Annotated in this window: 23 protein-coding genes; 10 read left to right on the top strand and 13 right to left on the bottom strand. The window is 55.5% G+C overall.

Annotated features, from left to right (window positions below; genetic code table 11):
- From ACEQU8_RS06095 to leuS, 6 genes are all read right to left on the bottom strand, one after another.
- Positions 1 to 1,229 (bottom strand): class I SAM-dependent RNA methyltransferase (locus ACEQU8_RS06095; RefSeq protein ID WP_370262286.1); only part of this gene is annotated, 1,229 nt, incomplete at its 3' end.
- The gene (locus ACEQU8_RS06090; RefSeq protein WP_370262284.1) at positions 1,229 to 1,660 is read right to left on the bottom strand and encodes a CopD family protein; all 432 of its coding nucleotides are present in this window, start codon (positions 1,658 to 1,660) and stop codon (positions 1,229 to 1,231) included. The genes ACEQU8_RS06090 and ACEQU8_RS06095, both read right to left, overlap by 1 nt.
- A 13-nt stretch (positions 1,661 to 1,673) precedes the next feature.
- Positions 1,674 to 2,930 carry a glutamate-5-semialdehyde dehydrogenase gene (locus ACEQU8_RS06085; RefSeq protein ID WP_370262283.1) on the bottom strand — a complete coding sequence of 419 codons (1,257 nt, stop codon included), beginning with the start codon at positions 2,928 to 2,930 and terminating at the stop codon, positions 1,674 to 1,676.
- Positions 2,931 to 2,932: 2 nt separating this feature from the next.
- Positions 2,933 to 3,970 (bottom strand): DNA polymerase III subunit delta, encoded by a 1,038-nt coding sequence (gene holA / locus ACEQU8_RS06080; RefSeq protein ID WP_370262282.1) that lies wholly within the window; start codon positions 3,968 to 3,970, stop codon positions 2,933 to 2,935.
- A gap of 11 nt (positions 3,971 to 3,981) precedes the next feature.
- Positions 3,982 to 4,509, bottom strand: coding sequence for an LPS assembly lipoprotein LptE (gene lptE / locus ACEQU8_RS06075; RefSeq protein WP_370262281.1), 528 nt, complete (start codon positions 4,507 to 4,509; stop codon positions 3,982 to 3,984).
- Positions 4,510 to 4,529: 20 nt separating this feature from the next.
- The gene (gene leuS, locus ACEQU8_RS06070; RefSeq protein WP_370262279.1) at positions 4,530 to 7,175 is read right to left on the bottom strand and encodes a leucine--tRNA ligase; all 2,646 of its coding nucleotides are present in this window, start codon (positions 7,173 to 7,175) and stop codon (positions 4,530 to 4,532) included.
- Between the two features lie 161 nt (positions 7,176 to 7,336).
- Here leuS and ACEQU8_RS06065 point away from each other — a divergent pair, with 161 nt between their 5' ends.
- Entirely contained in the window at positions 7,337 to 9,571 is a 2,235-nt protein-coding gene (locus ACEQU8_RS06065; RefSeq protein ID WP_370262277.1) for a UvrD-helicase domain-containing protein, read from the top strand.
- Here the strand turns inward: ACEQU8_RS06065 and ACEQU8_RS06060 are convergent.
- The 3 genes from ACEQU8_RS06060 to ACEQU8_RS06050 form a co-directional block, all read right to left on the bottom strand.
- Positions 9,568 to 10,374, bottom strand: coding sequence for a BPSS1780 family membrane protein (locus ACEQU8_RS06060; RefSeq protein WP_370262275.1), 807 nt, complete (start codon positions 10,372 to 10,374; stop codon positions 9,568 to 9,570). The two genes, ACEQU8_RS06065 and ACEQU8_RS06060, sit on opposite strands and share 4 nt — an antisense overlap.
- A gap of 27 nt (positions 10,375 to 10,401) precedes the next feature.
- On the bottom strand, positions 10,402 to 11,355 hold the full coding sequence (locus ACEQU8_RS06055; protein WP_370262273.1) for a homoserine kinase: 954 nt from the start codon (positions 11,353 to 11,355) through the stop codon (positions 10,402 to 10,404).
- Between the two features lie 80 nt (positions 11,356 to 11,435).
- Positions 11,436 to 12,173 (bottom strand): TIGR00730 family Rossman fold protein, encoded by a 738-nt coding sequence (locus tag ACEQU8_RS06050; protein ID WP_370262272.1) that lies wholly within the window; start codon positions 12,171 to 12,173, stop codon positions 11,436 to 11,438.
- Here ACEQU8_RS06050 and polA point away from each other — a divergent pair, their 5' ends adjacent.
- The 3 genes from polA to ACEQU8_RS06035 are packed head-to-tail and all read left to right on the top strand — an operon-like array spanning position 12,174 to position 16,725.
- A complete protein-coding gene (gene polA, locus ACEQU8_RS06045) occupies positions 12,174 to 14,972 on the top strand; it encodes a DNA polymerase I (protein WP_370262271.1) in 2,799 nt (932 codons plus the stop codon). It begins immediately after the preceding gene.
- Between the two features lie 31 nt (positions 14,973 to 15,003).
- Entirely contained in the window at positions 15,004 to 15,918 is a 915-nt protein-coding gene (locus ACEQU8_RS06040) for a dienelactone hydrolase family protein (RefSeq protein WP_370262270.1), read from the top strand.
- Between the two features lie 21 nt (positions 15,919 to 15,939).
- Positions 15,940 to 16,725, top strand: coding sequence for a ZIP family metal transporter (locus ACEQU8_RS06035; RefSeq protein WP_370262268.1), 786 nt, complete (start codon positions 15,940 to 15,942; stop codon positions 16,723 to 16,725).
- A gap of 10 nt (positions 16,726 to 16,735) precedes the next feature.
- Here the strand turns inward: ACEQU8_RS06035 and ACEQU8_RS06030 are convergent, their stop codons facing one another.
- The 3 genes from ACEQU8_RS06030 to ACEQU8_RS06020 form a co-directional block, all read right to left on the bottom strand.
- Complete coding sequence (locus tag ACEQU8_RS06030) at positions 16,736 to 17,608, bottom strand: DMT family transporter (protein WP_370262267.1); 873 nt, start codon at positions 17,606 to 17,608, stop codon at positions 16,736 to 16,738.
- A 36-nt stretch (positions 17,609 to 17,644) separates the two neighbouring features.
- On the bottom strand, positions 17,645 to 18,415 hold the full coding sequence (locus ACEQU8_RS06025) for a GntR family transcriptional regulator (RefSeq protein ID WP_370262265.1): 771 nt from the start codon (positions 18,413 to 18,415) through the stop codon (positions 17,645 to 17,647).
- 108 nt (positions 18,416 to 18,523) lie between these two features.
- Positions 18,524 to 19,651: an aromatic ring-hydroxylating dioxygenase subunit alpha gene (locus ACEQU8_RS06020; protein ID WP_370262288.1), complete on the bottom strand. Its 1,128-nt coding sequence runs from the start codon at positions 19,649 to 19,651 to the stop codon at positions 18,524 to 18,526.
- Positions 19,652 to 19,848: 197 nt separating this feature from the next.
- Here ACEQU8_RS06020 and xseB point away from each other — a divergent pair, with 197 nt between their 5' ends.
- The 5 genes from xseB to ACEQU8_RS05995 all read left to right on the top strand — a co-directional run bounded on the left by xseB (position 19,849) and on the right by ACEQU8_RS05995 (position 24,179).
- On the top strand, positions 19,849 to 20,109 hold the full coding sequence (xseB, locus tag ACEQU8_RS06015; RefSeq protein WP_370262264.1) for an exodeoxyribonuclease VII small subunit: 261 nt from the start codon (positions 19,849 to 19,851) through the stop codon (positions 20,107 to 20,109).
- A gap of 5 nt (positions 20,110 to 20,114) precedes the next feature.
- Positions 20,115 to 21,002 (top strand): polyprenyl synthetase family protein, encoded by an 888-nt coding sequence (locus ACEQU8_RS06010; RefSeq protein WP_370262263.1) that lies wholly within the window; start codon positions 20,115 to 20,117, stop codon positions 21,000 to 21,002.
- A complete protein-coding gene (dxs, locus tag ACEQU8_RS06005) occupies positions 20,996 to 22,918 on the top strand; it encodes a 1-deoxy-D-xylulose-5-phosphate synthase (protein WP_370262287.1) in 1,923 nt (640 codons plus the stop codon). The genes ACEQU8_RS06010 and dxs overlap by 7 nt, the downstream gene beginning before the upstream one ends.
- A gap of 7 nt (positions 22,919 to 22,925) precedes the next feature.
- On the top strand, positions 22,926 to 23,750 hold the full coding sequence (gene folE2, locus ACEQU8_RS06000) for a GTP cyclohydrolase FolE2 (protein ID WP_370262261.1): 825 nt from the start codon (positions 22,926 to 22,928) through the stop codon (positions 23,748 to 23,750).
- A 108-nt stretch (positions 23,751 to 23,858) separates the two neighbouring features.
- A complete protein-coding gene (locus tag ACEQU8_RS05995; protein WP_370262260.1) occupies positions 23,859 to 24,179 on the top strand; it encodes a DUF3579 domain-containing protein in 321 nt (106 codons plus the stop codon).
- A 173-nt stretch (positions 24,180 to 24,352) separates the two neighbouring features.
- On the opposite strand, the gene rpsT is transcribed toward ACEQU8_RS05995, so the two are convergent.
- Complete coding sequence (gene rpsT, locus ACEQU8_RS05990) at positions 24,353 to 24,619, bottom strand: 30S ribosomal protein S20 (RefSeq protein WP_370262259.1); 267 nt, start codon at positions 24,617 to 24,619, stop codon at positions 24,353 to 24,355.
- A 75-nt stretch (positions 24,620 to 24,694) separates the two neighbouring features.
- Here rpsT and murJ point away from each other — a divergent pair, with 75 nt between their 5' ends.
- Positions 24,695 to 26,302 carry a murein biosynthesis integral membrane protein MurJ gene (gene murJ, locus ACEQU8_RS05985; protein WP_370262257.1) on the top strand — a complete coding sequence of 536 codons (1,608 nt, stop codon included), beginning with the start codon at positions 24,695 to 24,697 and terminating at the stop codon, positions 26,300 to 26,302.
- The last annotated feature ends 29 nt before the right edge of the window (positions 26,303 to 26,331 follow it).

Raw genomic sequence — 26,331 nt, 5'->3', positions numbered from 1 at the left:
AACAGAGGTGTTTTGCGCTTGGGGCTTAAACCCAAGGTGTGTTTGATTTGCAAATCGCCCGAGAACAAAAAGGCAGTCCAGCCTGAAAATTTGTTTTTAAGCACATCGCCGTAGGCTTTAAAAAGTCGTTCATAGGCCTCGTCTTCGGGCACGTCTGCACCTTTGGCTCGGACCCGTTCACCATACGGCGGGTTGCTTAAAACAATGCCAGCCGGGGCGGGTGGCTCAACGGTGAGCGCGTCGCGTTGCGCGAACTGCACGAGCCCAGCCTCCAGCAATTCTTCAAAGCCAGCCCGTTGGGTGTTTTCAATGGCCATGCCAACCAACACCTCGGTGATGTCGCTTGCAAACCAGGTGAAGGGGCGCTCGGCCAGCGCGCGATCCAAACCTTTGTTGAAACGGTTGTTGGCGTCTTCTTGCAACTCTTGACCCCACTCGGCTTTGAAGGGCTTGAGGTTTTCGAAGGCAAATGCCCGCTCAAGGCCCGGAGCTCGATCACACAAGGCTGACAGGGATTCGATCACCAGGGTGCCGCTGCCGCAAAACGGGTCGAGAAACACGTTTGAGCTTTGGCCCGCTGCGCTTTGATGAGCAATTCGCCAGAGGCCCGCGGCCAGGTTTTCTTTCAGTGGGGCCACGCCTTGCTCTTGACGCCATCCGCGTTTGAAAAGATTTTCCCCGGCGAGGTCAATGTAAATCATGGCCTCAGAGGGCGTGACAGCGGCAAAAATACGCACGTCGGGTGCATCAACAGACACATTGGGCCGCTCGTCGAATTGCTCGTTGAAGGCATCGCACACGCCGTCTTTCAAACGCAATTGGGTGAAGCGGGGGCTTTTTAGGTCTGCACCCAGGTTGTTCAGGTCCACCCGAAAGGTGTGAGACAGCTTGAACCAATTTTGCCAATCGACGCTTTTGGCCAGTTTGTAAAGGTCTTCGTCACCAGAGAATGGTCCGCGTGCCAATTCCAGACCGATTCGACCAGCAAAGCGGCTCCAGTAGGTCATGCGCGTGGCCTGTCGCCAACTGGCTTCAAATGTGCAGCCACCCGTGACGGCACGGAGGCGTTTGGCACCCATGGTCTCAAGTTCCTGAGTGAGCAGGGGCTCAAGGCCTCGCGGGCAACTGGCAAAGCAGGAATAGACCGGGCGCGTGGCGGAGTTGTCACGCGCTTTGCTTCGCGTGCTAGCCTGGCTGGCGGCAGGCTTTTTGTTGGAGTGGGTTTGCATCAGAAGGGTTTAACCACCACAAGAATGATGGCAATCGCCATGAGCACCACAGGCACCTCATTGAACCAACGGTAAAAAGTGTGGCTTTTGGTGTTTTCGCCGCGTTCAAATTTGCGCAGCAAGCGACCGCAGCCATGGTGATAGCCGGCGATCAAAAACACAATCAGGATTTTGGCGTGCAACCAGCCGCTTTGACCACCGATGCCAATTTGGTAGACCCCCACCAAGGCAAAACCCAGAAGAAGGGCGGGAATGGCCAGAAGGGTCATGAATTTGTAGAGTTTTTTGGCCATCAACAGCAATCGGGCAGTGGCTGCAGGCTCGGTTTCCATCGCCAGGTTGACATAAATGCGTGGCAGGTAAAACAGGCCCGCAAACCATGCGGCGACAAAAAGAATGTGAAATGATTTAACCCAAAGGTATCCGTCCATGTGTACTACTCCTTTATTGACGAATTTCGCCGTGGCCAAACACCACGTACTTTTGACTGGTTAGTCCCTCTAGGCCCACCGGGCCGCGGGCGTGAATTTTATCGGTGGAAATGCCAATTTCGGCACCTAAACCATATTCAAAGCCGTCGGCAAACCGGGTAGAGGCGTTGACCATGACAGAGGCGGAATCGACCTCGCGCACAAATCGCATGGCGTGGCTGTGGTTTTCGGTGACGATGCTGTCGGTGTGGTGCGAACCATGGCGGTTGATGTGGGCAATGGCTTGGTCTAGATGCTCCACGATTTTGATGGCCAGAATGGGGGCGAGATATTCGGTGTCCCAGTCTTGCTCGGTGGCAGGTTTGGCGCTGGGCAGTAGGGCGAGGGTGCGCTTGCAGCCGCGCAGCTCAACCCCTTTGCTGGCGTAGCGGGTAGCCAAGGCTGGCAGCACAGATTTGGCACTGTGCTGGTGCACCAGAAGGGTTTCCATGGTGTTGCAAGTGCCAAAGCGATGTGTTTTTGCGTTGTCTGCAATGTTGATGGCCTGTTCAACATTGGCCGACTCGTCGATGAACACATGGCAGATGCCATCGAGGTGTTTAATCACAGGCACCTTGGCCTCGCGTGAAATTCGTTCAATCAGGCTTTTGCCACCCCGGGGCACAATCACGTCCACGTATTCGGTCATGGTAATGAGGGTGCCCACCGCAGCACGGTCTGTGGTGTCGATGACTTGTACTGCGTCAGCGGGCAGCCCTGCAGCCGCCAAGCCCTGAGCCACCAAATCGGCCAGTGCTTGGTTGCAGCGAAATGCTTCAGACCCCCCACGCAAAATCGTGCTGTTGCCCGATTTGATGCATAGCCCTGCTGCATCCACGGTCACGTTAGGGCGCGATTCATAAATGATGCCAATGACCCCCAGTGGTACACGCATTTTGCCAACCAAAATACCGGAAGGGCGGTTTTTGAAGTCGCTCATTTCGCCGATGGGGTCGGGCAATTGTGCAATTTGCTCCAAGCCCAAGGCCATGGTTTCGATGGCTTGGTCGCTCAAAGCCAAGCGGTCAAGCAAGGCGGGCTCCAGACCGTTGGCCTGGGCCTGAGCCATGTCTTCGTGATTGGCGGTTTGCAGGGCGGTTTTGTTGGCGCGAATTAGCCGCGCGGTTTCAAGCAGGGCCTGGTTTTTCGCCGCTGTGCTGGCGCGGCCCATGGCCGCAGAGGCGGCACGTGCTTTTTGACCAATGGCCAGTATGTGTTGTTCAATGCTCATATTCAATTCCAGTGGGCGGGCGGTTGCACCCCGGCAATGCCCAGTCCGATGATTTCAAGCAGGGTCCAAGGCTCGCCGGTTCTCATGCCTTTGATCGTTTTTTCAGCCTGGTAGCACCAAGCGGTGAGAGCTTGCAAGGTGCCAGGTGTGTGACGTTTTAGGGCTTGGGCGATGTTGCTCTGCCTAGCACCCCAAATTCTATTTTGTCTGCAGGCATCGGACAAAGACATTCCGCGCCGCATGGCCACTTGTGTGTCTCGAATCGCACGAATTTCTTCTTGCATGGCCCAAAGCACCAAGGTGGCGGCTTCGCCTTCGGCGCACAGGCCTTCTAGCATGCGGGTGATCCGTTTTGCATCACCGGCCAACAGGCTTGGGCCCAGGTCGAACACATTAAACCGCGCCGAGTTGGCAACCATGTGCTGCACTTGCTCGAGGCCGGTTTCCCCGCCTGTGGCGGCCTCTAGTGCCAGCTTTTCGATGGTTTGGTGGGCCACCAGCAAATTGCCTTCTGTTTTTTCGGCCAACCAGAGGCAGGTTTCGCGGTCCAGGTTCAGGTGTTTTCGTTTGGCTGTTTGGGCGATCCAGCCGGGCAGACTGTCGGCAGTCACGGGGCGGCATTGGATTTCGCAGCCAAATTGAAAGATTTCGGCAAAGCCTGCGGATTTTTCTTGGGTCTTGTTGAGTTTTGGACCGCTGATGAGCAGGTGATTGCTGGTTTTGCCCTCAGCAATCCATTGGCTGGCGGTGGCCAGCGCAGCGGCTGGTTCTTTGTTGAGTTTGGGCTGGTTTAGGCGAAGGTCGACCAAGGTGATGTCACCAAACAGTGACACTTCTGCAAACAGGCTCAAAAACGCCTGTTCATCAAACTGCCGATCCAGATCCAGCACTTGGCGCTGGCAATCGTGCAGTTTGCGCAGCCTTGCACGATACGCGTCGGTGGCCTGCGTTAAAAACAGTGGCTCATCGGTGAACACGCACACAAACGGTGGCAAGGGGGCTGCCTGGCCCGCATCAAGCATGCTCAGCCAAGTGTCCAAGGGGATCTGTTTCACTGGCGACCGTTTTGAGTTGGGGCAGCACCGTCTTGTGTGCCCAGCTGCAATGCGCTCAAGCGGCTGATGATCTGCCTTGCAATGTCGCGTTGCATTTCGGTGTAAAGACGGCTTTCTTCGGCTTCTTTGCCCAAAATTTGATCGTCGCTGTAGAGCAATTCGCGCCGTTGGCTGAGTTGGCTGGTGGCTATGAGGTATTCACCTTTGGCATCCGTGACCTCATAAAACAGCTCATAAGTGATGCGCACTTCACGGGCTCGGCCACTGGCACTGAAAGTAACAATGCTCCGGTCGCGGGTTTCCCGAAGCAGGTTCAGGGTGAGAGGAGCGCCGCTGGCCGGGTTCACTTTCAGGTCGAGAATCTGTAGCTGCAGGTCCATGTTCTTCTGCATTTCAGAATTGTCGAGCCCACGCAGCGTGATACGATCAAAATCGAAGCTGTATTGCCCGCGCAGTTGAAAACCGCATGCGGCAAGCGCTGCGCTTAGAGCGAGGAGCAAAAACCACCTTAGAGCTCGATTCATGGGCTTGTTCCTTTGGTGCTTTACACCACAATGTTGACCAGTTTGCCTGGCACAACGATGACTTTTTTGGGCGCTTTGCCTTCCATGAACTTTTGCGCAGCATCGCTGGCCAAGGCAGCGGCCTCGATGCTGGTTTTGTCGGCGTCTGCAGCCACCTCGACGCTGCCACGCAGTTTGCCGTTGACCTGCACCATTAACGTTAATTCTGAACGCACCAAGGCTTTGTCGTCCACCTCAGGCCAAGGCGCATCCAGCAAATCTCCATGTTGGGCGCTGTAATTGAGGCTGCTCCACAAGTGACAGGTGATGTGCGGCACAATCGGATAAAGCACGCGCAGCAAAATGCCCATTCCCTCGGTAAGCACCGCTTGGTCAGCCAATGAGTTGGCCTCGCTTGCAAACGCATCCAAGGTGTTGAGCATTTTCATGCCTGCAGACACCACGGTGTTGTACTGGTGGCGCTCGTAATCGAAGTTGGCCTGTTTGAGGATTTCATGCACATCGCGGCGGGCGTTTTGTGCGGATTTACCCAAGTCCCCCGCATTCAATGCTGGCTGGGCCTTGATGACTTCTTGATGATTCAACGCCAACTGGTACAAGCGTTTCAGGAATCGGTGTGCACCCTCCACACCCGATCCGCTCCACTCCAGGCTTTGCTCGGGTGGTGCTGCAAACATGGTGAACAGACGCGCAGTGTCGGCGCCATATTGATCGATCAAGGCCTGCGGATCAATGCCGTTGTTTTTAGACTTCGACATTTTTTCAACGCCCCCAATGTGGACTGGCAAGCCACTGCTGGCCAGACGTGCGGCCACTGGGCGGCCTTTGTCGTCGAACTCCACTGCAACTTCGGCTGGGTTGATCCAGGTTTTTTTGCCGTTGGCCTCTTCGGTGTAGTACGTGTCGTTGAGCACCATGCCTTGAGTGAGCAGGGCAGTGGCGGGTTCGCGGAATTTCACCAGCCCAAGGTCGTTCATGACTTTGGTCCAGAAGCGGCTGTACAACAAATGCAAAATGGCGTGCTCAATGCCACCGATGTACTGGTCCATGGGCATCCAGTAATCACTGCGCTCATCGGTCATGGTGGTGGCGTTGTTACACACATAGCGTGTGAAGTACCAACTGGAATCCACGAAGGTGTCCATGGTGTCGGTTTCACGGCGTGCGGGCTTGCCGCATTTTGGGCACTTGCATTCGTAAAAGGCTGCGCTCTTGGCCAACGGGTTGCCGCTGCCGTCTGGAACGAGGTCTTCTGGCAACACCACGGGCAGATCGGCTTCTGGCACGGGCACATCGCCACAAGCGTCGCAGTGAATGATGGGGATGGGCGTGCCCCAGTAACGCTGGCGCGAGATACCCCAGTCACGCAAGCGGAATTGAATGCGCTTTTCACCCAAGCTTTTGGAGGCCAGCAGTTCAGCCACTTTGTCGACAGCCTCGTTGTGATTCAGTCCATCCAAGGGGCCGCTGGCAGTGCACACGCCGCGGGTTTTGTCGCCATACCACTCGGCCCATTGGGCGTTGTTGAACACTTCGCCTTCGACGTCGATGACCTGTTTAATTGGCAGACCGTACTTTAGCGCAAACGCAAAGTCGCGTTCATCATGGGCGGGCACGCCCATCACAGCACCGTCGCCATAGCTCATAAGCACATAGTTTCCGACCCAAACCGGCACTTCCTCGCCAGTGAGTGGGTGGGTGACCTTCAGGCCAGTGGCCATGCCCTTTTTTTCCATGGTGGCCATGTCGGCTTCGGCTACACCGCCAGCTTTGCATTCGGCAATAAAAGCCTGAAGCGCGGGGTTGTGTTGTGCAGCCAAGGTTGCAAGAGGATGCTCGGCGGCGACTGCACAAAACGTGACACCCATGATGGTGTCAGCCCGTGTGGTAAACACATACAGTTTGCCGTCCTGCACCAGTTGACCTTGCTGGTCTGTGATGCTGTGGGTAAACGCAAAGCGCACACCGGTGGATTTTCCAATCCAGTTTTCTTGCATCACTTTGACACGCTCGGGCCACTGCAAACCGTGAAGGTCATCGAGCAGCACATCGGCGTAGTTGGTAATGGCCATGTAATACATGGGGATGTCGCGCTTTTCGACCACGGCGCCCGAGCGCCAGCCTTTGCCATCAATGACCTGCTCATTGGCCAGCACGGTTTGGTCGATGGGGTCCCAGTTTACTGTGCCGGTTTTTTTGTACACGATGCCTTTTTCAAGCATCTTCAAAAACAACCACTGGTTCCATTTGTAGTAGTCGGGCTTGCAGGTGGCAACTTCTTTGGACCAATCGATGGCAAGGCCCATCGACTCCATTTGCTTTTTCATGTAGTCGATGTTGCTGTAGGTCCACGCGGCGGGCGGTTTGCCATTGGCCATGGCCGCATTTTCGGCTGGCATGCCGAACGCATCCCAACCCATGGGCATCAGGGTGTTGTAACCCTGCATGCGTTTTTGGCGGATCATGACATCGTTGATGGTGTAGTTGCGCACGTGCCCCATGTGCAATTTGCCACTGGGGTAGGGCAGCATGGACACACAGTAATACTTGGGCTTGAGTTGGCCCTGCGCATTTTTTGCAAAAGCCTCTGCCTTGTAGGCGTCCGTTTTTTTCCATTGGCCTTGCACGGCGGTTTCAATGTCTTGGGCGGCGTATTTGTCGAGCATGGTGGGTGGCAAAAATTTGAGGGGTTTGCAGCGCGGGCTGCCCTTTGCAGCCTGACTGGGCCAATCGAGCATTATATCGGTGTTTCTGTTTTTTAAGCGGAATGCCCCATCGCGAAACACTGTTAAAATCAACAGGATTTGAAGCAACCCTGGTGCCAAACGTGTCTTTGTTAGAAAGCCTGAACCCCGAACAACTGGCGGCTGTTACGCTGCCGCGAGAATCTGCTTTAATTCTTGCGGGTGCTGGCAGTGGCAAAACCAAGGTGCTCACGGCGAGAATTGCCTGGTTGATCCAAACAGGGCAGGTGAGCCCGGGGGGCGTGTTGGCGGTTACTTTCACCAACAAGGCCGCCAAAGAGATGTTGCACAGAATCTCCAGCATGTTGCCCATCAACACCCGCAGCATGTGGGTAGGCACATTTCATGGCTTGTGCAATCGCATGTTGCGCGCGCACTGGAAAGAGGCTGGGCTTCCACAGGCCTTTCAAATTCTGGACATGCAAGACCAGTTGTCTGCCATTAAGCGCATGTACAAGGTGCTCAACATCGATGCAGATAAATTTCCACCGAAGCAGTTGAGCTACTTCATTGGCTCTGCCAAAGAGCAGGGCCTGCGCCCCAAAGATGTGGATGCGTACGACGAGTACAACCGCATGATGGTGCGCCTGTACGAGGCCTACGAAATTCAGTGCCAGCGTGAGGGAGTCGTGGACTTTGCCGAGTTGTTGCTTCGCAGTTTTGAGTTGTTGGGCGCCAACCCGGCCTTGCGCGAGCATTACCAGGCACGCTTCAAGTACATTTTGGTCGACGAGTTTCAAGACACCAACACCTTGCAATACCAATGGTTGAAACGCCTGGCTGGCCCACAGGGTTGTATCTTTGCGGTGGGTGATGATGACCAGTCGATTTACGCTTTCCGTGGCGCGCGTGTGGCCAACATGGCGCAGTTTGAACGCGATTTCAATGTTCAAAACCGCATCAAGCTGGAGCAGAACTACCGCTCAGTGGGCAATGTACTGAAGGCCGCCAATGTGCTTATTGCCAACAACAAAGCGCGTTTGGGCAAAGACCTTTGGACCGATGCCGGGGAGGGCGAGGCCATTCGGGTGTATGAGGCTGTCAGTGATCAAGACGAAGCAGCGTTTGTGATTGACCGCATCAAGAAGCTCACCTTGGAGGAGGGCTACAGCCGATCTGATATCGCAATTCTTTACCGCTCCAATGCGCAATCGCGGGTGGTGGAGCAAGCGTTGTTCAACGCCGGCATTGCCTATCGCGTCTACGGTGGTTTGCGCTTTTTTGAGCGGGCTGAAATCAAGCACGCTTTGGCTTACTTACGCTTGCTCGACAATGCCGACGACGACAATTCCTTCTCTAGGGTGGTGAATTTTCCCACCCGTGGCATTGGCGCTCGGAGCATTGAGCAGCTTCAGGATTTGGCCACCAGCAATCAAACATCATTGTTCCGCGCAATTCGTTACATGGAAGGGCGAGCGCAGGCGAGCCTGAACAAATTCTCGGAGCTGATTGATCGTTTGCGATTCGAGACCCGGGGTTTGGGGTTGGCGGCCTTGGTTGACAAGGTGATTGCGGACTCTGGCCTGTTGGCCCATTACCAAGCCGACAAAGATGGTGAAGATCGTGTCGAGAACTTGAAGGAATTGGTCAACGCAGCCGCCTCTTTTGCTGTGGCAGAGGGCTATTATCAAGACGCTGCAGCCACCATGCTGGACGAAGAAAAATTGATCACCCCCTTGGCGGACTTTTTGTCGCACGCTTCGTTAGAGGCGGGTGACAATGCAGCGGCCCCAGGCGAGCAGGCTGTTCAGTTGATGACCGCGCACGCGGCCAAAGGGCTGGAGTTTCACTGTGTGTTTGTAACGGGGCTGGAAGAGGGCTTGTTCCCCCACGAAAACAGTGTGGGAAATACCATCGAGGCCGGTGATGGCAGCAGTGTAGAGGCGGTGGAGGAAGAACGTCGATTGATGTATGTGGCCATTACCCGCGCTCGGGAACAGCTCTTTTTAAGCCACGCTCAGCAGCGCATGTTACATGGGCAAATTCGATATCACATCCGCTCAAGATTTCTGGATGAGCTTCCTGATGATGTGCTGAAGTGGCTAACGCCCAAGCGCGCCCATATTGCAAGCCAGGGCTGGGATGCTTTAGACAATCAAGTGTGGGGCCATGCCAAGCCTGCGGGCATTACCTATGCAAGCAAGTCAAGCAGCCGCCCCTACCCCATCGGGACTGGCGTTGAGCACGCCAAGTTTGGCACCGGCGTGGTGGTGGCTTACGAAGGCGATGGCGATGATGAGCGGATTCAAATCAACTTCGGCAAACAGGGCATGAAGTGGCTCATGCTAAGCCTTGCCAAATTGAGCAAAGCCGGTTAAACCAACTCATCCAGATGCGGGTCTTGCTCAAACACGCTTTGGTAGGTGGGGTAAAGCGTGCACAGCGAGACCGCCATCACGATGGCCACCGCCAGCATGTTCAATGCGCTCAAGATCGGGGCTGGTAAGCCCAGCATGGTGAACAGGGTTAAAAAAACCGAGCTAAACCCAAGGCTTAGAATAAGCCAGCCCATGCCATAGATCAGGAAAGTGGTCTTGTTGCGCCACACGGCCACCCAACTCGAAAACAGCGCCTGCACCGGCTTCATGTTGTGCCAACCCACCAGCACAGGTGCATACCAAAAGGCCAGCAAAATGGGCAGGCTTAGAACCCCAACCACCACCATATACATGACGACGTACTCAAACAGCGCTGCGCTGGCCTCGGGGTTGCCGCCTTGAAGATCGCCCAAAGTGGCTTCGGGTTGAGGCCCCAAAAACAAATGTGCAATCAGTTTGATGATGGCAAAACCCGCGGTATAAATGCCGCCCAGCACCAAGAAATGATTGAGCTTGGCCCGCTCGGCCTGGGTAAAAGCGGTGAACATCACCGCTGGCCCAACCCGCATGCCTTTTTGGGCCATGCGGCCGGCCGTCATGATGCCGTACCCCAGGGCCGGCGTGGCAAGGGTCACAATGGCTGCTCCCAGGTAGGGGATGAGCATGCCAACAAACAAAATAATGAATAAGTACGTGTTGCCGAACAGGAACAACTCCCCAGGCTTTTGTTTGAAAAGGCGCAAACCCTGCATCAGCCATTCCCACCCGGTGCTTGGGGTGCAGGTTTTGACGTGCGTTGCCATGGCGTGGGTCCTCTTAAATAAAATCGTTTACAACTCAAAAGGCAAGCCAGCTCGGCGAGCCTGCAACACGCGCTCAAAATGACCGGGGTCTTTGACATTGAGTACCTCCGCTTCGCGTGGCATGTAGTAGTCAAAGAGCCTTGAGGTCCAAAATCGTAGCGCGGCGGCCCGCAGCGCATTCGGCCACATGGCCCGCTCTTCCGTGGAGAGTGGGCGCACCGCCTGGTAGGCCTCGAGCATGGCTTGTAAACGGAGTGCATCCAGCTCGCCAGTGTCCAGGTGTATGCACCAATCGTTTGCGGTCACGGCCAGGTCAAACAAAAAGGTGTCGATGCCAGCAAAGTAAAAGTCGATCACCCCGCCCAAGGCATCGCCTAGCATCAGGGCATTGTCGCGAAAAAGGTCCGCATGCACGGCACCCCGGGGCAATGCCCGGTGAGCTGGGGTTTGCACAACGGTCTGCTGGTGGGCAATTTCGCTTTGAAGAAGGCTGCGAACCGATTCGGGCAGGTGCATTTGGAGTTGGCTTTGCACCCCCGCGATCCAGTTCAAATCCCGCGGGTTGGGCAGGCTGCCAGCAAAGTCTTGTACCGCCAAATGCGCCTTGGCCAAAAAATCGCCAATGGCCGCGCACTGTATGGCATTGGGCTGTTCAACTGAGCGGCCTTTCAAGCAATTCACCAGGGTTGCAGGTTTGCCCTTGAGATTTGAAAAAAGCTCGCCCCGCTGCCCAGCCACAGGTCCTGGCACCGGCAGATGTTTGCCTGCCAAGTGACCCATCAGGCCCAAGTAAAAAGGCAATTCCTTGGCCGTGAGTTTCTCGAAAATGGTCAATACAAATCGGCCAGTGCTTGTGTTTACAAAATAGTTGGTGTTCTCAATACCCGATTCAATGCCTTCAAACGAGAGCAATTCACCGCAATCTCGGCCGGTCAGCCAATCCTGTAGTTCTTCATGGGTAATGCGGGTAAAAACAGCCATTCAATGTCCTGGGTTGAGCAATGCAAATTCAGCGGGCCTGAACTAAGCAAGCTGGATTTTACCCGGGTTTGCCCGCCAAATTAGAGGTCAAGCAACTTCTCTGTCTCGCTGTCCGAGGGGTTGAAGGTGCGTTTCTCATAGAAGCGGAAAATGCATTCAAGCACTTGGTCTGGGGTCTCGACCACTTCAAACAGGTCCAAGTCCCCGGGGCTGATCATGCCTTCGCCAAGCAGATGGCTTTTAATCCAGTCGATCAGCCCGCCCCAAAAGGCTGCACCCACCAACACAATCGGGATTTTTCGACCCTTGCTGGTTTGTATCAAAGTGAGTGCTTCAAAAAGCTCGTCCAGTGTGCCAAAGCCACCGGGCATCACCACATACGCGCTGGCGTATTTTGCAAAGGCCACTTTACGCGCAAAAAAATGGCGGAAGGTTAGCGAAATGTTTTGGTAGGGGTTGCCATGTTGTTCAAAAGGCAGCTCGATGTTAAGCCCAACACTGGGCGAAGCGCCAGCGTGCGCCCCTTTGTTGGCGGCCTCCATGATGCCTGGCCCACCGCCGCTGATGACGGCAAAGCCTGCATCGGACAATGCCCGCGCGATGCTCTCGGTGAGGGTGTAGTAAGGGTGGTCGGTGGGTGTACGTGCGCTGCCGAAGATGGACACCGAAGGGCGAATTGCCGAGAGCTTTTCAGTCGCTTCAATGAACTCTGCCATAATGCCAAGCACATGCCACGACTCGCGGGCCTTCACAGCGGTGGACTGTTCCTTGGAAGGCAAGTGGCGCAATGTCGGAATGTTTTTATTTTTGGTTGTCATATGAAGCGTTTACTCCTTGTTGATGGATCCAGCTACCTGTACCGCGCATTCCATGCAATGCCTGACCTGCGCAATCGCGCCGGTGAGCCCACCGGTGCAATTTACGGGATGGTCAACATGTTGCGCCGCTTGCGCGCCGACTACACCGGCGAACAAACCGACACCCATTGTATCGCCTGTGTGTTTGATGCGCCTGGCAAAACATTCCGCGACGATGTTTATGCAGAATACAAGGCCACGCGCGCCAGCATGCCCGAGGACCTTGCTGCCCAAATCCCCCACATTCACGAGGTCACCCGCGCCCTGGGCTGGCCCATCATCATGGAGCCCGGCATTGAGGCCGACGATGTGATTGGCACATTGGCACGTGTGGCGGTGGAGCAGGGCTTTGATGAAGTGGTGGTCTCTACTGGCGACAAAGACCTCGCCCAACTGGTCAGCGACAAAGTTCGTCTGGTCGACACCATGAAAAATGCCGTGATGACTCGCGATGCTGTGTTTGAAAAGTTTGGTGTGTACCCCGAGCAAATCGTGGATTACCTCACCCTGGTGGGCGACTCGGTAGACAACGTGCCCGGTGTGGACAAAGTGGGGCCCAAAACGGCCGCCAAGTGGTTGGCCGAGTACAAAACACTCGATGGCATCGTGGCCAACGCCGAAAAAATTGGTGGCAAGGTGGGAGAAAACCTGCAAAAAGCCCTTGATTGGCTGCCCACTGCCAAGTTTTTGGTCACTGTCAAAACCGACTGTGAGTTTGAATTGGCCAGGCACATCGAAGGCCAACTCAAAGCAGGTGCAGAAGACACCGACGCCTTGCGCAATCTGTTCCAGCGTTTTGAATTTAAAACCTGGTTTCGGGCTTTGGGCGGTGCCAGCGAGGAGAGCGCTGGCTCGTCAGGCAACAACACCAAGGCGGGTGCCGCTCCCAATAGTGTTCTTGAGCCGCAAAGTTTGTTCGACTCGCCCACGCAGGGCATCGACTCTATTCGCACCGAGTGTGTAAACACCGACACGGCCATGGACGCTTTGCTGCTGGCTCTGCAGGCAGCGGCCAAAGCCGGGCGGTTTGTGGCCTTTGACACAGAAACCGATTCGTTGGATGCCATGGTGGCGCGTTTGGTGGGTTTGTCTTTTGCCTTGGAGCCAGGCGTGGGCTATTACATCCCCTTGGCGCATCAAGACCTAACCTCGGAGCCTCAATTGCACGCCGAAGAAGTGTTGGCGCGGCTTAAGCCATGGTTCGAGGACGAGCGCAGCCCCAAGGTGGCTCAAAATGCCAAGTACGATTTGCACGTGCTGGCCAACCAGGGGGTATGGGTAAAAGGCCTTGTGGGCGACACCATGCTGGCCTCCTATGTTCTGGAGGCCCACAAGCCGCATGGCATGGATGCTCTGGCCCTGCGTTGGTTGAACTACAACACCATCAAATACGAAGAAGTCGCGGGCAAAGGCGCCAGCCAAATAAGCTTTGACCAAGTGCCCATTGAAACAGCCACACGTTACGCGGCCGAGGATGCCGAGGTCACCCTGCGCCTGGCCCACGTGCTCAACGATGAGCTGGCCAAAACCAAAGACCTGCAAGCGCTGTACAACAACATCGAGCTGCCTTTTGCGCAAGTGCTGTTCGAGGTAGAGCGCAACGGCGTCTTGATTGATAGCAACAAGCTGGATCAACAAAGCAGCGAAATTGCCGACAAGCTCAAGCGAATCGAGGAGCAGGCCTTTGAGTTGGCGGGCGGGTCGTTTAACCTCAATTCACCCAAGCAAATTGGCGAGTTGCTCTTTGATAAACTGGGTTTGCCTGTGGTTAAAAAAACCGCAAGCGGTGCCCCCTCCACCGATGAAGAGGTTCTGTCCAAGTTGGCAGAAGATTACCCCTTGCCGGCCAAGTTGCTCGAGCATCGTGGTTTGGCCAAGCTAAAAAGCACCTACACCGACAAACTGCCCCGCATGGTCAATTCCAACACAGGGCGTGTGCACACCACCTATGCCCAAGCGGTGGCAGTCACTGGCCGCTTGGCCAGCAATGAGCCCAATCTTCAGAATATTCCGGTGCGAACTGCAGAGGGCCGTCGCGTGCGCGAGGCTTTTATTGCACCGCCCGACCACGTGTTGGTGTCTGCAGATTATTCGCAAATTGAGTTGCGTATCATGGCCCACATTTCTGGGGATGAGGCGCTTATTTCTGCATTTAACGAGGGGCTGGACATCCACAGTGCCACCGCCTCTGAAATTTTTGGTGTCAGTTTGCAAGAGGTCAACTCTGATCACCGTCGCACCGCCAAAGTGATCAACTTTGGACTCATTTACGGCATGAGTGCCTTTGGGCTGGCAGCCAACCTTGGCATTACTCGTGATGCAGCCAAGTTGTACATCGATCGTTATTTCACCCGCTACCCTGGGGTTGCCCAGTACATGGAAAACATTCGCCAGCAGGCCAAAGCGGAGGGCTATGTGAGCACCGTGTTTGGAAGGCGTTTGTGGTTACCCGAAATCAAAAGCCCCAACGGTCCGAGGCGTGCTGCAGCCGAGCGAGCAGCCATCAATGCGCCCATGCAGGGCACCTCCGCCGACCTAATCAAAATGGCCATGGTGGAATTGTCCAATTGGTTGCACCAAGAAAAGCTCGCCTCGAAGATGATCATGCAGGTACACGACGAAGTGATTCTTGAAGTACCCAAGGGTGAACTCGAATTGATAAAAGCGCGTGTGCCTGAAATCATGACCAGCGTGGCCAAACTGCGCGTGCCCCTTGAGGTGGGCTGCGGGGTCGGCAACAACTGGGAAGAAGCCCATTGATGGGCAGCATGAAGAGTCAAGGAGGATGGCCGTGAGCAAAAGCAACACCAATGACCCGGAGCAGGAAGAACACATCAATTCTCTGGCAGGCGCGGGCAAATTGAGCATCGATCGACGCACCCTCCTCAAGGGCTTCACTGCGGGTGGGTTCGCTGTGGCGGCCAACCCCGTGCTGTCGCAGGCCATCACCACTTCAGCCGCTGGTCTGGAGGAGGGGCGCGTGTTTGTGGATGTGGGCGACGATGACATGTTTGCCTACCGTACACGCCCCATGCACAAAAAAAATCCACCTGTTATTTTGGTGGTGCCAGAAATTTTTGGCGTGCATGCCTACATTGAGGATGTTTGCCGGCGCTTGGCGCAGGCGGGTTTGTATGCGATTGCCCCCGAGATATTTTTCCGTCACTCTGAACCCGGGCAGTACGCCACGGTGGCCTCCATCCTTGAAAACGTAATTGCCAAAATGGACGACGCGCAGGTGATGCGTGACCTCGACAAGTGCGTCGAACATGCCGCGGGTGAGGGTGGAGACGTAGGCAGGCTTGCAGTAACCGGCTTTTGCTGGGGCGGGCGCATCACATGGCTGTATGCGGCGCACAACCCGAATGTCAAGGCAGGCGTGGCTTGGTACGGGCGCTTGGTGGGCAATGTTTCCCCGCTGACTCCCAAACACCCGGTTGATATAGCGGCCGGCCTTAAGGCCCCTGTGCTTGGTTTGTATGGCGCAGAAGATTCTGGCATCCCCCTGGATACAGTCGAGCAAATGCGCTTGGCGCTAACTAAGGCCGCTGGCAGCAATGTCAATGCAGCGGCATCGTCAATCACGGTGTTTGCCAATGCACAACACGGGTTTCACGCCGATTACAGAAACACATACAACTCCACCGCGGCAAAACAGGCGTACAATCAGGCGCTTGCCTTCTTGCGAGGCAAAAACGTCCTTTAATTCTTCTAAAGCGCCCAAATCGTGCATTCAAGTTTATTGCTGGTGATGACCGCAGCCGCCCTGGGCACGGGGCTGGCCATTTTGGCTTCGGCGTGGCTCACAGCCCGAGTGATTGCAAAATCCCTAGAGCCCATGGTGAGCGTCTCCACTGGTGTGTTGCTGGGGGCCGCTTTGTTGCATTTGCTGCCCGAGTCCATGGACAAAGGCATGGATCATCACGATGTGTTTGGCCTGCTGCTGGCAGGCTTGCTGTTTTTTTTCGTGCTGGAAAAGTTTTCGATTTTTCGCCACAGCCACCACCATGAGCACGATGGTCACGACCACCACCACGGCTTTGACCGGCAAGAGGCCGGCCGCGGTGGCCTGCTCATCGTAGTCGGGGATTCCCTTCACAATTTTGCCGATGGCTTGTTAATTGCCAGCGCCTTTTTGGTTGATTCCCAGTTGGGGCTGGTAACCACACTGAGCGTGGTTTTGCACGAAATACCCCAGCAAACTGGCGATTACCTGGTGCTGCGCAATGCTGGTATTGCCCGGGCCAAAGCGCTACGACTCATGGTGATTGCTGGCGTAGCGGCGGTAATTGGCGCCGCGTTGGGCTACACCCTGTTTACCCAAATTCAAGGCCTGCTGCCGTATGCCTTGGTGTTGGCGGCCGCGAGTTTTTTGTATGTGGCCGTGGCGGACCTCATTCCCCAAATGCAACAACGCATTCGAATCGGCGAAAGCCTGGTCCAATTGCTGTGCATTGGTGCCGGTGTTGCCTTGGTGGCCACCTTGGCGCAAGTGCTGCACCACCACCATTAAAGCCGTGCCATCATCTGGTTTTTTTCAGGTGGGTGGCGTAGGCCGACAACACCCCACAGGCGATGATTAACACCGCACCCAACCAGGTTGCGCCGGTGGGAATGTCACCCAACACCACAATGCCGTAAAAGGTCGACACCAAAATGGTGAAGTACTGAAGCGCAGCCGACATCCAGGTTGAACCGCTGCCAAAGCTGCGTGTCAGCGCCAAATTGCCGGCGCCCCCAAACAAACCCAGACCCAGGAGCCAGGCCAGCCCAGTCAGGTCCAGTCTTGAAAAAGCATGGTCAAGTGCATGCGCGTGGCCTGTGCTTAAGAGGTAGGCGCCGCCTGTGACGGTGGCGGTCACCCCAAAGTACATCACGGTTCTCCACTCGGGCTCTTTGACCTGCCCCAGGCTTTTCAATTGAAGGTAAGCCAGGGCAGACACTGCGCCCCCAGCCAGGCCAATCAACGCTGTTGGCAGTTGTTGGCTTTCCAGCACAGGCTGAAGCACTGCAAGTACACCGGCAAAACCCACTGCAATGGCAGTTTTTTCCGCACGGTTTTTGTTTTCGCCAAACCAAAACCAAAGAATGAGCGCAATAAACAAAGGGGAGGTGTACATCAAGGTGGTGGCTGTGGCCAAAGGCAGCTGCGTGGTGGCATAAAAACCGCACCACATGGCCACAATGCCGGCCACATTGCGCCGAAGGTGAAGCCCAAACACCGGGCTTTTGAGAGTAAAGCCCGACAGCAGCGCCCAAATTGCCAGGGCCAGGGCCGGCACCAGACCGCGAAACAACACAATTTCGCCCAGGCTTGCCGAATTGGCCGCCAGTTTAATCATCAGGCCCATGGTGCCAAAGCACAGGCAGGCCACCAACATCCAGAGTGCTTGCATGGGGTGGGATTCTAGCGCAGTTCGGCGTGGATCCCTTCAGTGGCTGCCCGGCGTCGCCTTGTAGTGAGCGTAGCTGGGGTCGACCCACACCTCTCGCTTCTCGATCGGGGTGTTGTCCAAGGATCGTGTGATGCGAAACACGCGTAGGCTGGGCGTGTCGATGTGTTTGTTAAAGAGGTTGGCAATGCGGGAGTCCATGCTACGAACAGACACCTCGTCAACCATTTGTCCAACGCGGGTCTGGAATACCTCGGCAGCCAGGCGATACAAATTACCATCGGATTGCGTCAGCATGTCCATGCTCAGAGTGGGAAACACACGGGTAGACACGCACAGTTGTTCAAGGGCGATCAGTTGTTGGCCAAGTTGGTGGCGAACCTCAATGGACCAGATGGGGTCGCCGATCTGCAGGCCCAAAGCATTTGCCTCTTCATGCCCCGCTGACATCTTCTCGAGTCGAATTAGATTAGACCGAACCTTTGGACTGGGTTCCTCTGCAAGCCATTGGGCATGCAATTTGAACGGAAGATTGGAGTGATAAACAGGCAGGTTGCCAGTGTCCTTGACGAAGGTGCCCAAGCCTTGCATTTTGCTCACGAAGCCCGCTTTTTCAAGCGACTCTACCGCTCGTCGAACCGTGCCGATGGATACGCCAAAGCGCTCGGACAGCTTTTTTTCATTGGGCAAAGCCTCGCCCACCTTCCAAACCTGCTGGGAGATTTCACGGGTAAGCACATCCAGAATCTGGAGGTAGGCGGGCCCACCGCCTTTCAGGACCGGCCCAGTCGAATCGTTGGTGCCGCGCATAGGCTAATATTCCAAGAGTTTTATTATTGTCCAACCAATGTACCAGAAAAAAGTTGAACAAAACCAAAAGTTTGGAATAGTAATTTTCTATTGCGGCGCCACCAGGTCTTACTTGGTCCCCTTTAGCGAGTGCCCCGGGGCAATGCTGGGGCTCATGGCTCTGGCGTACCATCGATGGAAGTGCTCCATGCCATCTTCCATTGGGCTTTGATACGGTCCGGCATCGGTTTCACCGCGCTGCATTAAGACCTTGCGCCCATGGTCCATGCGTTCTGCAATTTCGTCATCTTCCACAGCGGTTTCCATGTAGGCCGCTTGCTCGGCTTCAACAAATTCGCGTTCGAACAGTCGAATTTCCTCAGGGTAATAAAATTCAACCACGTTCAAGGTCTCTTGAGGGCCCATGGGATGCAAGGTAGAAACCACCAGCACATGGGGGTACCACTCGACCATCACATTGGGGTACATGCAGAACCAGATCGCGCCATACTTGGGCTCCACGCCATTGCTGAATTTCATGACTGCATCGTGCCACTGGCGGTACACCGGGGTGCCCGGGCGGCGTAGGCCCGACTTGATGCCCACCGATTGAACGCTCCAGTTCTCGCCGTAGTACCACTGCAGGTCCGAACAACTCACAAATTGACCCAGGCCTGGGTGGAAAGGCTCCACATGGTAATCCTCCAGGTAGACCTCGATGAATGTTTTCCAGTTGTATGGCAGGGTGTTGGTTTTGACCGAATCAAGCTGAAAGGCAGAAAAATCGATTTCTTCCAGGAAAGGCACTTTTTCGAGGTCTTTGAGCACATTGCGGCCACCGTTGAACAGCAGCCCACGCCAATTTTGCAGGTCAAAAGACTGCAGCTTGGTGCAGGGCTGTTGCTGAAAGTGGGGGGCGCCCAGCAGTTCACCTTTCAGGTCGTAAGTCCAGCGGTGTAATGGGCACACAATATTGCTGGAATTGCCATGGCCTTTGAGCATCACCGCTTGCCGGTGGCGGCAAACGTTGGACAACAATTCAATACCTTGACCATTGTTGACCAACAAGCGGCCATCGTTTTCCCAGGGCAGGGAACGCCAGTCGCCAGCCTCTGGCACCCAGTGGGTGTGGCCGACATAGCCCGGTCCATCTCGATAGAGTAGTTGGATCTCATCCTTCAGAACACGCTCGTCAAAGTAAGCCGATACATGGGGCTGCAAACCTGACTGTGACAACGCCTGTGACACATTGGACAAATCACTCAAATCGGACATGATCCCGGGGACCTCCCTTCAACAGCGCCCTGTTCGACGCCGATGCAAATTAACTTGTTGAACAAAAAGACAAAATGCGAAGGGGGATTGTACCCTTTAGTCTGCATTACGGCCAAAGACTTTTCGCCTTTGTGCAATCTCGCAGTAAAATAGAGGACTTTGCATCGTCGGTAGTTCCCATGAGCACCCAAACAACCAAGACCAACGCCCCTGAGGACGCGTTCCAGCCACCCGAATCGTTCGAGGCAGCCATGGCGGAATTGGAATCCTTGGTGGCAGCCATGGACAATCAACAATTGGGTCTGGATGCCTTGTTGACAGATTACAAACGCGGCGCGCAGTTGGTGAAATATTGTCGCGATCGCCTTTCGCAGGTTCGCGAAGAGGTTCAGGCCATCGAAAGCAGCCTGCAGGCCCCTGGGGCAGGTGAGGCAGGGTGACACGCATGCTCGCTCACGCTTGGGTAGAAGAGGCCCGTGCTGGCTTTGAGCAGGCGCTAGCAGCCAAGCTCGGTAAGTTCGGTGGCCCCTCCGACGCGCTCAACCAGGCCATGGCTTATGGGCTTTTGGAAGGCGGTAAAAGGCTTCGGGCATTGTTGGTGCTGGCCAGCGGTCATGCCGTTGGCACACCCATGCAAGCGCTCACGGACGCCGCCTGTGCGATTGAGGCCATGCATGCTTATTCCTTGGTTCACGACGACCTTCCCTGCATGGACAACGACACCCTTCGCCGCGGCAAACCCACATGCCACGTGCAGCACGGTGAGGCATTTGCGTTGCTGGCTGGGGATGCATTGCAAACCACCGCATTTCAGTGGTTGGCCGAATCTGCCTGCGCCAGCCCTGGCATTTTGCTGGAGCAAATCAAAGTGCTGGCTCGGGCCTCGGGCCTCCATGGCATGGCGGCGGGTCAGGCCATCGACTTGGCGCACGTGGGGAAATCCATGTCACTGGCTGACCTCAAGCACATGCATGCGCGCAAAACCGGTGATTTAATTGCGGCCTCGGTGCGCTTGGGGTACCTTAGTAACCCCGCCGCCAAGGCAGAAGACTTGGCCAATTTAGAGGTGTTTGCCAAGGTTTTGGGCTTGGCTTACCAAACAATAGACGACATATTAGATGTCGAGTCGACCAGCGAGATGTTGGGCAAAACCTCTGGCAAAGATGCCCTGAACAACAAGCCAACCATGGTGAGCCTCATGGGAATGCCCGCAGCAAAAGCGCTGCTTGAAGATTTGAGGTGCCAGGCGTTTGAGGCATGTGAAGCCTTAAACGCTGAGCGCAATGGGCCTTTGCTGGCCTTGGCAGAACTCATAACCAACCGAAAATCATGACAGACCTGCTGAAAAAAATTGATTGCCCCGCCGACTTGCGCCGTCTGGATGTGCAACAGTTGCCGCGCCTGGCCGATGAGTTGCGCAATTACATTGTTGAGCAGGTGTCGCGCACGGGGGGGCACCTGTCGTCCAATTTGGGCACGGTTGAGCTGACTGTCGCTTTGCATTATGTGTTTAACACGCCCAACGACCGACTGGTGTGGGATGTGGGCCATCAAACCTACCCGCATAAAATCCTCACCGGCCGCCGGGATGCCATGCCTGGCCTGCGCCAATATGGCGGCATTTCTGGTTTTCCCAAGCGTTCTGAGTCTGAGTACGACGCTTTTGGTACCGCCCATTCCAGCACATCGATTTCGGCTGCGCTTGGCATGGCGGTGGCCTCCCGCAATTTGGGAGTCAACCGCAAACACGTGGCCATTATTGGCGATGGCTCCATGACCGCAGGCATGGCTTTCGAGGCCATGAACAATGCTGGCGTTACGCCTGACATCGATTTGCTGGTCATCCTGAACGACAACGACATGTCGATTTCGCCGCCAGTGGGGGCGCTGAACAAATACTTGGCCAAGTTGTTGTCGGGCCGAATGATGAACAACGTCAAAGAAATGGGCAAAGGTTTGTTGGGAGTTGCCCCACCGCTGTATGAATTGGCTCACCGCCTTGAAGAGCATGTCAAGGGCATGATGACCCCTGCCACCTTGTTTGAAGAGTTCGGATTTAACTACTATGGCCCCATCGACGGACACGACCTGGACGCACTGGTGCCCACTTTGCAAAACCTTCGCGCATTAAAAGGCCCGGTGTTTTTGCATGTCATCACCAAAAAGGGCGCTGGTTACAAACTGGCTGAGCAAGACCCCATTCTGTACCATGGCCCTGGCAAGTTCGACCCCACCGTGGGCATTCAAAAGGCCACTGGCCCCAAGCCGCCCACCTACACCCAGGTGTTTGGCAAGTGGTTGTGCGACATGGCCCAGTCTGATCGACGCCTAATTGGCATTACACCGGCCATGCGTGAGGGCTCGGGAATGGTCGAATTTGAGCGCCGTTTCCCCTCTCGGTATTTTGATGTGGGCATTGCCGAGCAACACGCGGTGACCTTTGGTGCAGGGTTGGCCTGCGAGGGCATGAAGCCCGTGGTGGCCATTTACTCGACCTTTTTGCAACGCGCTTACGACCAATTGATTCACGACGTGGCTTTGCAAAATCTGGACGTGACCTTTGCCTTGGATCGCGCAGGCTTGGTGGGCGCAGACGGAGCCACCCACGCCGGGAATTACGACATCGCTTACCTGCGTTGCATTCCAAACATGGTGATTGCCGCGCCATCCAATGAAGACGAATGCCGTAAATTGTTGAGCACGGCCTACCAGCACCCAGGATGCGCATCGGTGCGTTATCCGCGGGGTACCGGCCCTGGGGTGGTCGCTGACGAATCTTTGGACACCGTCGAGATTGGCAAGGCTGTTGTGCGTTACTCCCCGGCAGATGCCAGCATCAAGCTTGTAATTTTGGCTTTCGGCTCCATGTGCGAACCAGGGCTGGTTGCTGCTCGCAGTTTGGGGGCCAGCCTGGTGGACATGCGCTGGGTTAAACCTCTGGATGAACACCTCATTCGCCAGTTTGCAGAGCAACGCTACAGCTTTGTGACGGTGGAGGAGGGCTGTATCATGGGTGGTGCAGGGTCCGCGGTAAGCGAATTTCTGCATGCGCAGGGCTTTACCAACCCAGTATTGCAGTTGGGCTTGCCCGACGAATTCATCGATCACGGAGACCCCGCTCTCCTGCTCAAGAATCTTGGCCTGGACGCCCAAGGCATCGAAACGTCCATCAAGCAGCACTTTGGCGAACTTTTTGATCGCCACACCAATGTAGTGCGCCATGTAGCAGGGCGCGCTGCAAACACATGAGGAAGTTATGAATACACGTGACAAAGGCTTGGAGAACGCCGTGGTCAACCCAATCGACCAAGCCATTCCCGATGTCCAAAGCAGCATCGACACCCGCCACATTGCGATCCAATCAGTGGGCATTCGGTCTGTAAAGTACCCGGTGCTTATCGCGCTCGAAGGCCAAAAGCCCATGCCCTCTGTGGCCGAGTTCGAGATGACCGTGTTTTTGCCCGCTGATCAAAAGGGCACCCACATGTCTCGCTTTGTGGCCCTGCTCGAAGAGTCCCAAGGCAACACCTTAACGGTTGAGGGCTTCCGGGCCATGCTCGCAGACATGTTGCAGCGCCTTGATGCACCCTCGGGGCGCATCAAGATGAGCTTGCCCTATTTCCTGTCCAAGGTTGCCCCCATCAGTGGGGTGTCCAGCCTCATGGATTATCAACTGACGCTGGAAGGCAGTGCCAATTCGGAGGGTCAAGACATTCACCTCACCGTGGTGGTGCCTGTTACCAGCCTGTGCCCTTGCTCCAAGAAAATTTCGGAGTACGGTGCCCACAACCAGCGCTCCCATGTGACCGCCCGTGTTCAGCTAAAGAACAACATCGACATCGCCAAGCTGATTCAGGCAATTGAACAGCAGGCCTCGTGCGAATTGTGGGGGCTGCTTAAGCGCCCAGACGAGAAGTATGTCACTGAGCGCGCCTACGACAACCCCAAGTTTGTCGAAGACTTGGTGCGTGATGTGGCCATCGCCTTGAACAAACTCGAGGAGGTGGGGCAGTACACCGTGGAGGCTGAAAACTTTGAGTCCATCCACAATCACTCGGCTTACGCTCGCATCGACCGTTAAATTGGCCTGGCTTGCAACTGATCAGTCTGTTGTAAGCCAGGGTTGCCACAATTCAGGAACATTTGTGAGGCCACCTGCCCACACGTTTTCCTTGGGAGCACACTGAGCATGGCTGAACCAGAAACGGTCAAAGCCAAAGAGATTTTCATCGTCGGCACCACCTCCAAGGGCAAGGTGTTTCGGCCGTCTGACTGGGCAGAGCGCCTGTGTGGGGTGTTGTCTTGCTACCGTCCCCCAGGCCGTCACAGCAGCCAGCAGCACCTTGTCTATAGCCCCTATGCCAAACCCATTGTGATGGATGGCGTGAAATGCGTGGTGGTGGACGAGCGTTTACGTGACCTTGAGCCGATGGCCATGAACTTTGTTTTGAATTTTGCCAAAGACAATGACCTGCAAGTCATTGATGCCTGCTTGTTGCCCGACGATTAAGCCACTGCCCCCCTAGCGGTAATCCCGTATTTGCCGGAAGTTGGTCAATACAAAAACCCCGAAAGCATCATGCTGTTCGGGGTTTTTCGCTTAGTTTTGCTTGCGCCTTTAGCCTGCAACGTGGCCAAACTTGCTGGCCAAAGTGGGCAGAGCCAAACTCAGCCCGGCAATCTTTAGGCGGCCATGCCTTTCACGAGGGCAGACAAGCGCGACTTTTGGCGGGCAGCCTTGTTTTTGTGAATCAGGTCTTTGTCGGCCACGCGGTCCAGCACGCTGGTGGTTTCGCGATAAACTGCTTGGGCAGCGGCTTTGTCACCGGCTTGCACGGCAGCGCGAACTTTTTTCACGGCGGTGCGCATGGCAGAACGAATTGCAGAGTTGTGCGCGTTAGCTTTCGCGGCTTGTTTGGCGCGCTTGCGCGCTTGTGCTGAGTTGGCCATCTTAGTAACGTCCCAGGGTGTAGACTTCGAAAACCCGCAATTTTAACAAAATAACAGCCCTTTCACAATCTCTATATGAATTTATTGAAATCGGCCGCTGCGGTCAGCGCGATGACCATGCTATCTCGCGTGACCGGCCTGATTCGAGAAACAGTCACTGCACGCATGTTGGGCGCAGGTGCAGAATCCGACGCTTTTTTTATCGCATTCCGCATTCCCAACCTGCTGCGCCGCCTGTTTGCAGAGGGTGCGTTTTCCCAGGCCTTTATTCCCGTGTTGGCCCAAACCAACGCTCAGGCTGGTAAGCAGGCTGCGATTGACCTCGCGCAGCGTGCCAGCGTGTTGCTGTTTTGGGTTCTTCTGCTGGTGGTACTGGCAGGCACCTTGGGCGCTGGCTGGGTGGTGTTTGGCATGGCCAGTGGCCTGCCGTCTGGTTCAGATCAATATGAACTCACTGTCACCCTGACCCAGTGGATGTTCCCTTATATCTTGTTGATCTCCATGGTGGCATTGGCCTCGGGTTTGCTCAACACATTCCGCTCATTTGCATTGCCAGCGTTTGCGCCGGTGTTGCTCAACCTCAGTTTCATTGCAGGAGCCTTGGTGTTGGCTCCTTATTTTGAGCAGGCCGTGTTGGCCTTTGCCATTGCGGTGATGGTGGGTGGATTGTTGCAGGTGCTTGTGCTGTGGTTCGGCTTGGCTCGCGCGGGTTGTCTGATCAACCCTTTCGGCGGTTGGGGGCGACTTCGGCAAGCCTGGGCAGATGAGCGGGTTCGTCGGGTGCTGGCCAATATGTTGCCCGCCAGTTTGGCTGTGTCGGTGGCTCAAATCAGTCTAATCATCAACACCAACATCGCATCTCACTTGGAGAAGGGCAGTGTGTCGTGGATCTCTTACGGTGACCGTTTGATGGAATTTCCCACGGCTTTGCTGGGTGTGGCGCTGGGCACAGTGTTGCTGCCCTCCCTCACCGCTGCGGCTTCCAAAAGCCAGCAAGAGTACTCTGGCTTGATGGACTGGGGGCTGCGGCTCACGGTGTTGTTGGCCTTGCCTGCAGCCTTGGGCTTGGGTTTGTTCAGCGAAGCCATGGTGGCCCTGCTATTTCATTATGGCCGGTTTGATGCACACGATGTCGCCATGACCAGCCAAGCCGTGATGGCCTACAGCCTGGGTTTGAGTGGCTTGGTGCTGGTTAAAATTCTTGCGCCGGGCTTTTATGCCAAACAAGACATCAAAACCCCCGTAAAAATCGGCGTGGCGGTGGTGGTGCTCACCCAGTTGATGAACTTGGTGTTTGTGCCCTGGCTTGGGCATGCGGGTTTGCCTTTGTCCGTGGGGCTGGGTGCTTTGGTCAACGCGGGTGTGCTCTATGTGGGCTTGCGACGCAAGGGCATGTATCAGCCGGGGCCGGGCTGGGCGGTGTATTTCCTCAAAGTGTGTTTGGCCTGTGTGGCCATGGCCGCTGTGTTGCTGGTCTTGAACCAGCAGTTCGACTGGCTGGCCATGGGCAGCCAGCCGAGCTTGCGCGTGCTTGCCGTGTTGGGCGTTATTGCCGCTAGCGGGCTGGTTTACTTCGGCGTGCTGGCGGCCTTGGGTTTGGGGCCCCGGCGCTTGTTGCAAAAGCCCAGGCCCACGACCTCACAAACATCCCCAATAAACACGCGCGATGGGCATGGGCCATAGGGCATGCACCAACAAAAAAGCACCTCCGT

It is taken from the genome of Limnobacter sp. (assembly GCF_964228395.1).
Classification (GTDB): domain Bacteria; phylum Pseudomonadota; class Gammaproteobacteria; order Burkholderiales; family Burkholderiaceae_B; genus Limnobacter.
This window is presented reverse-complemented; position numbering and strand designations above follow the sequence as displayed.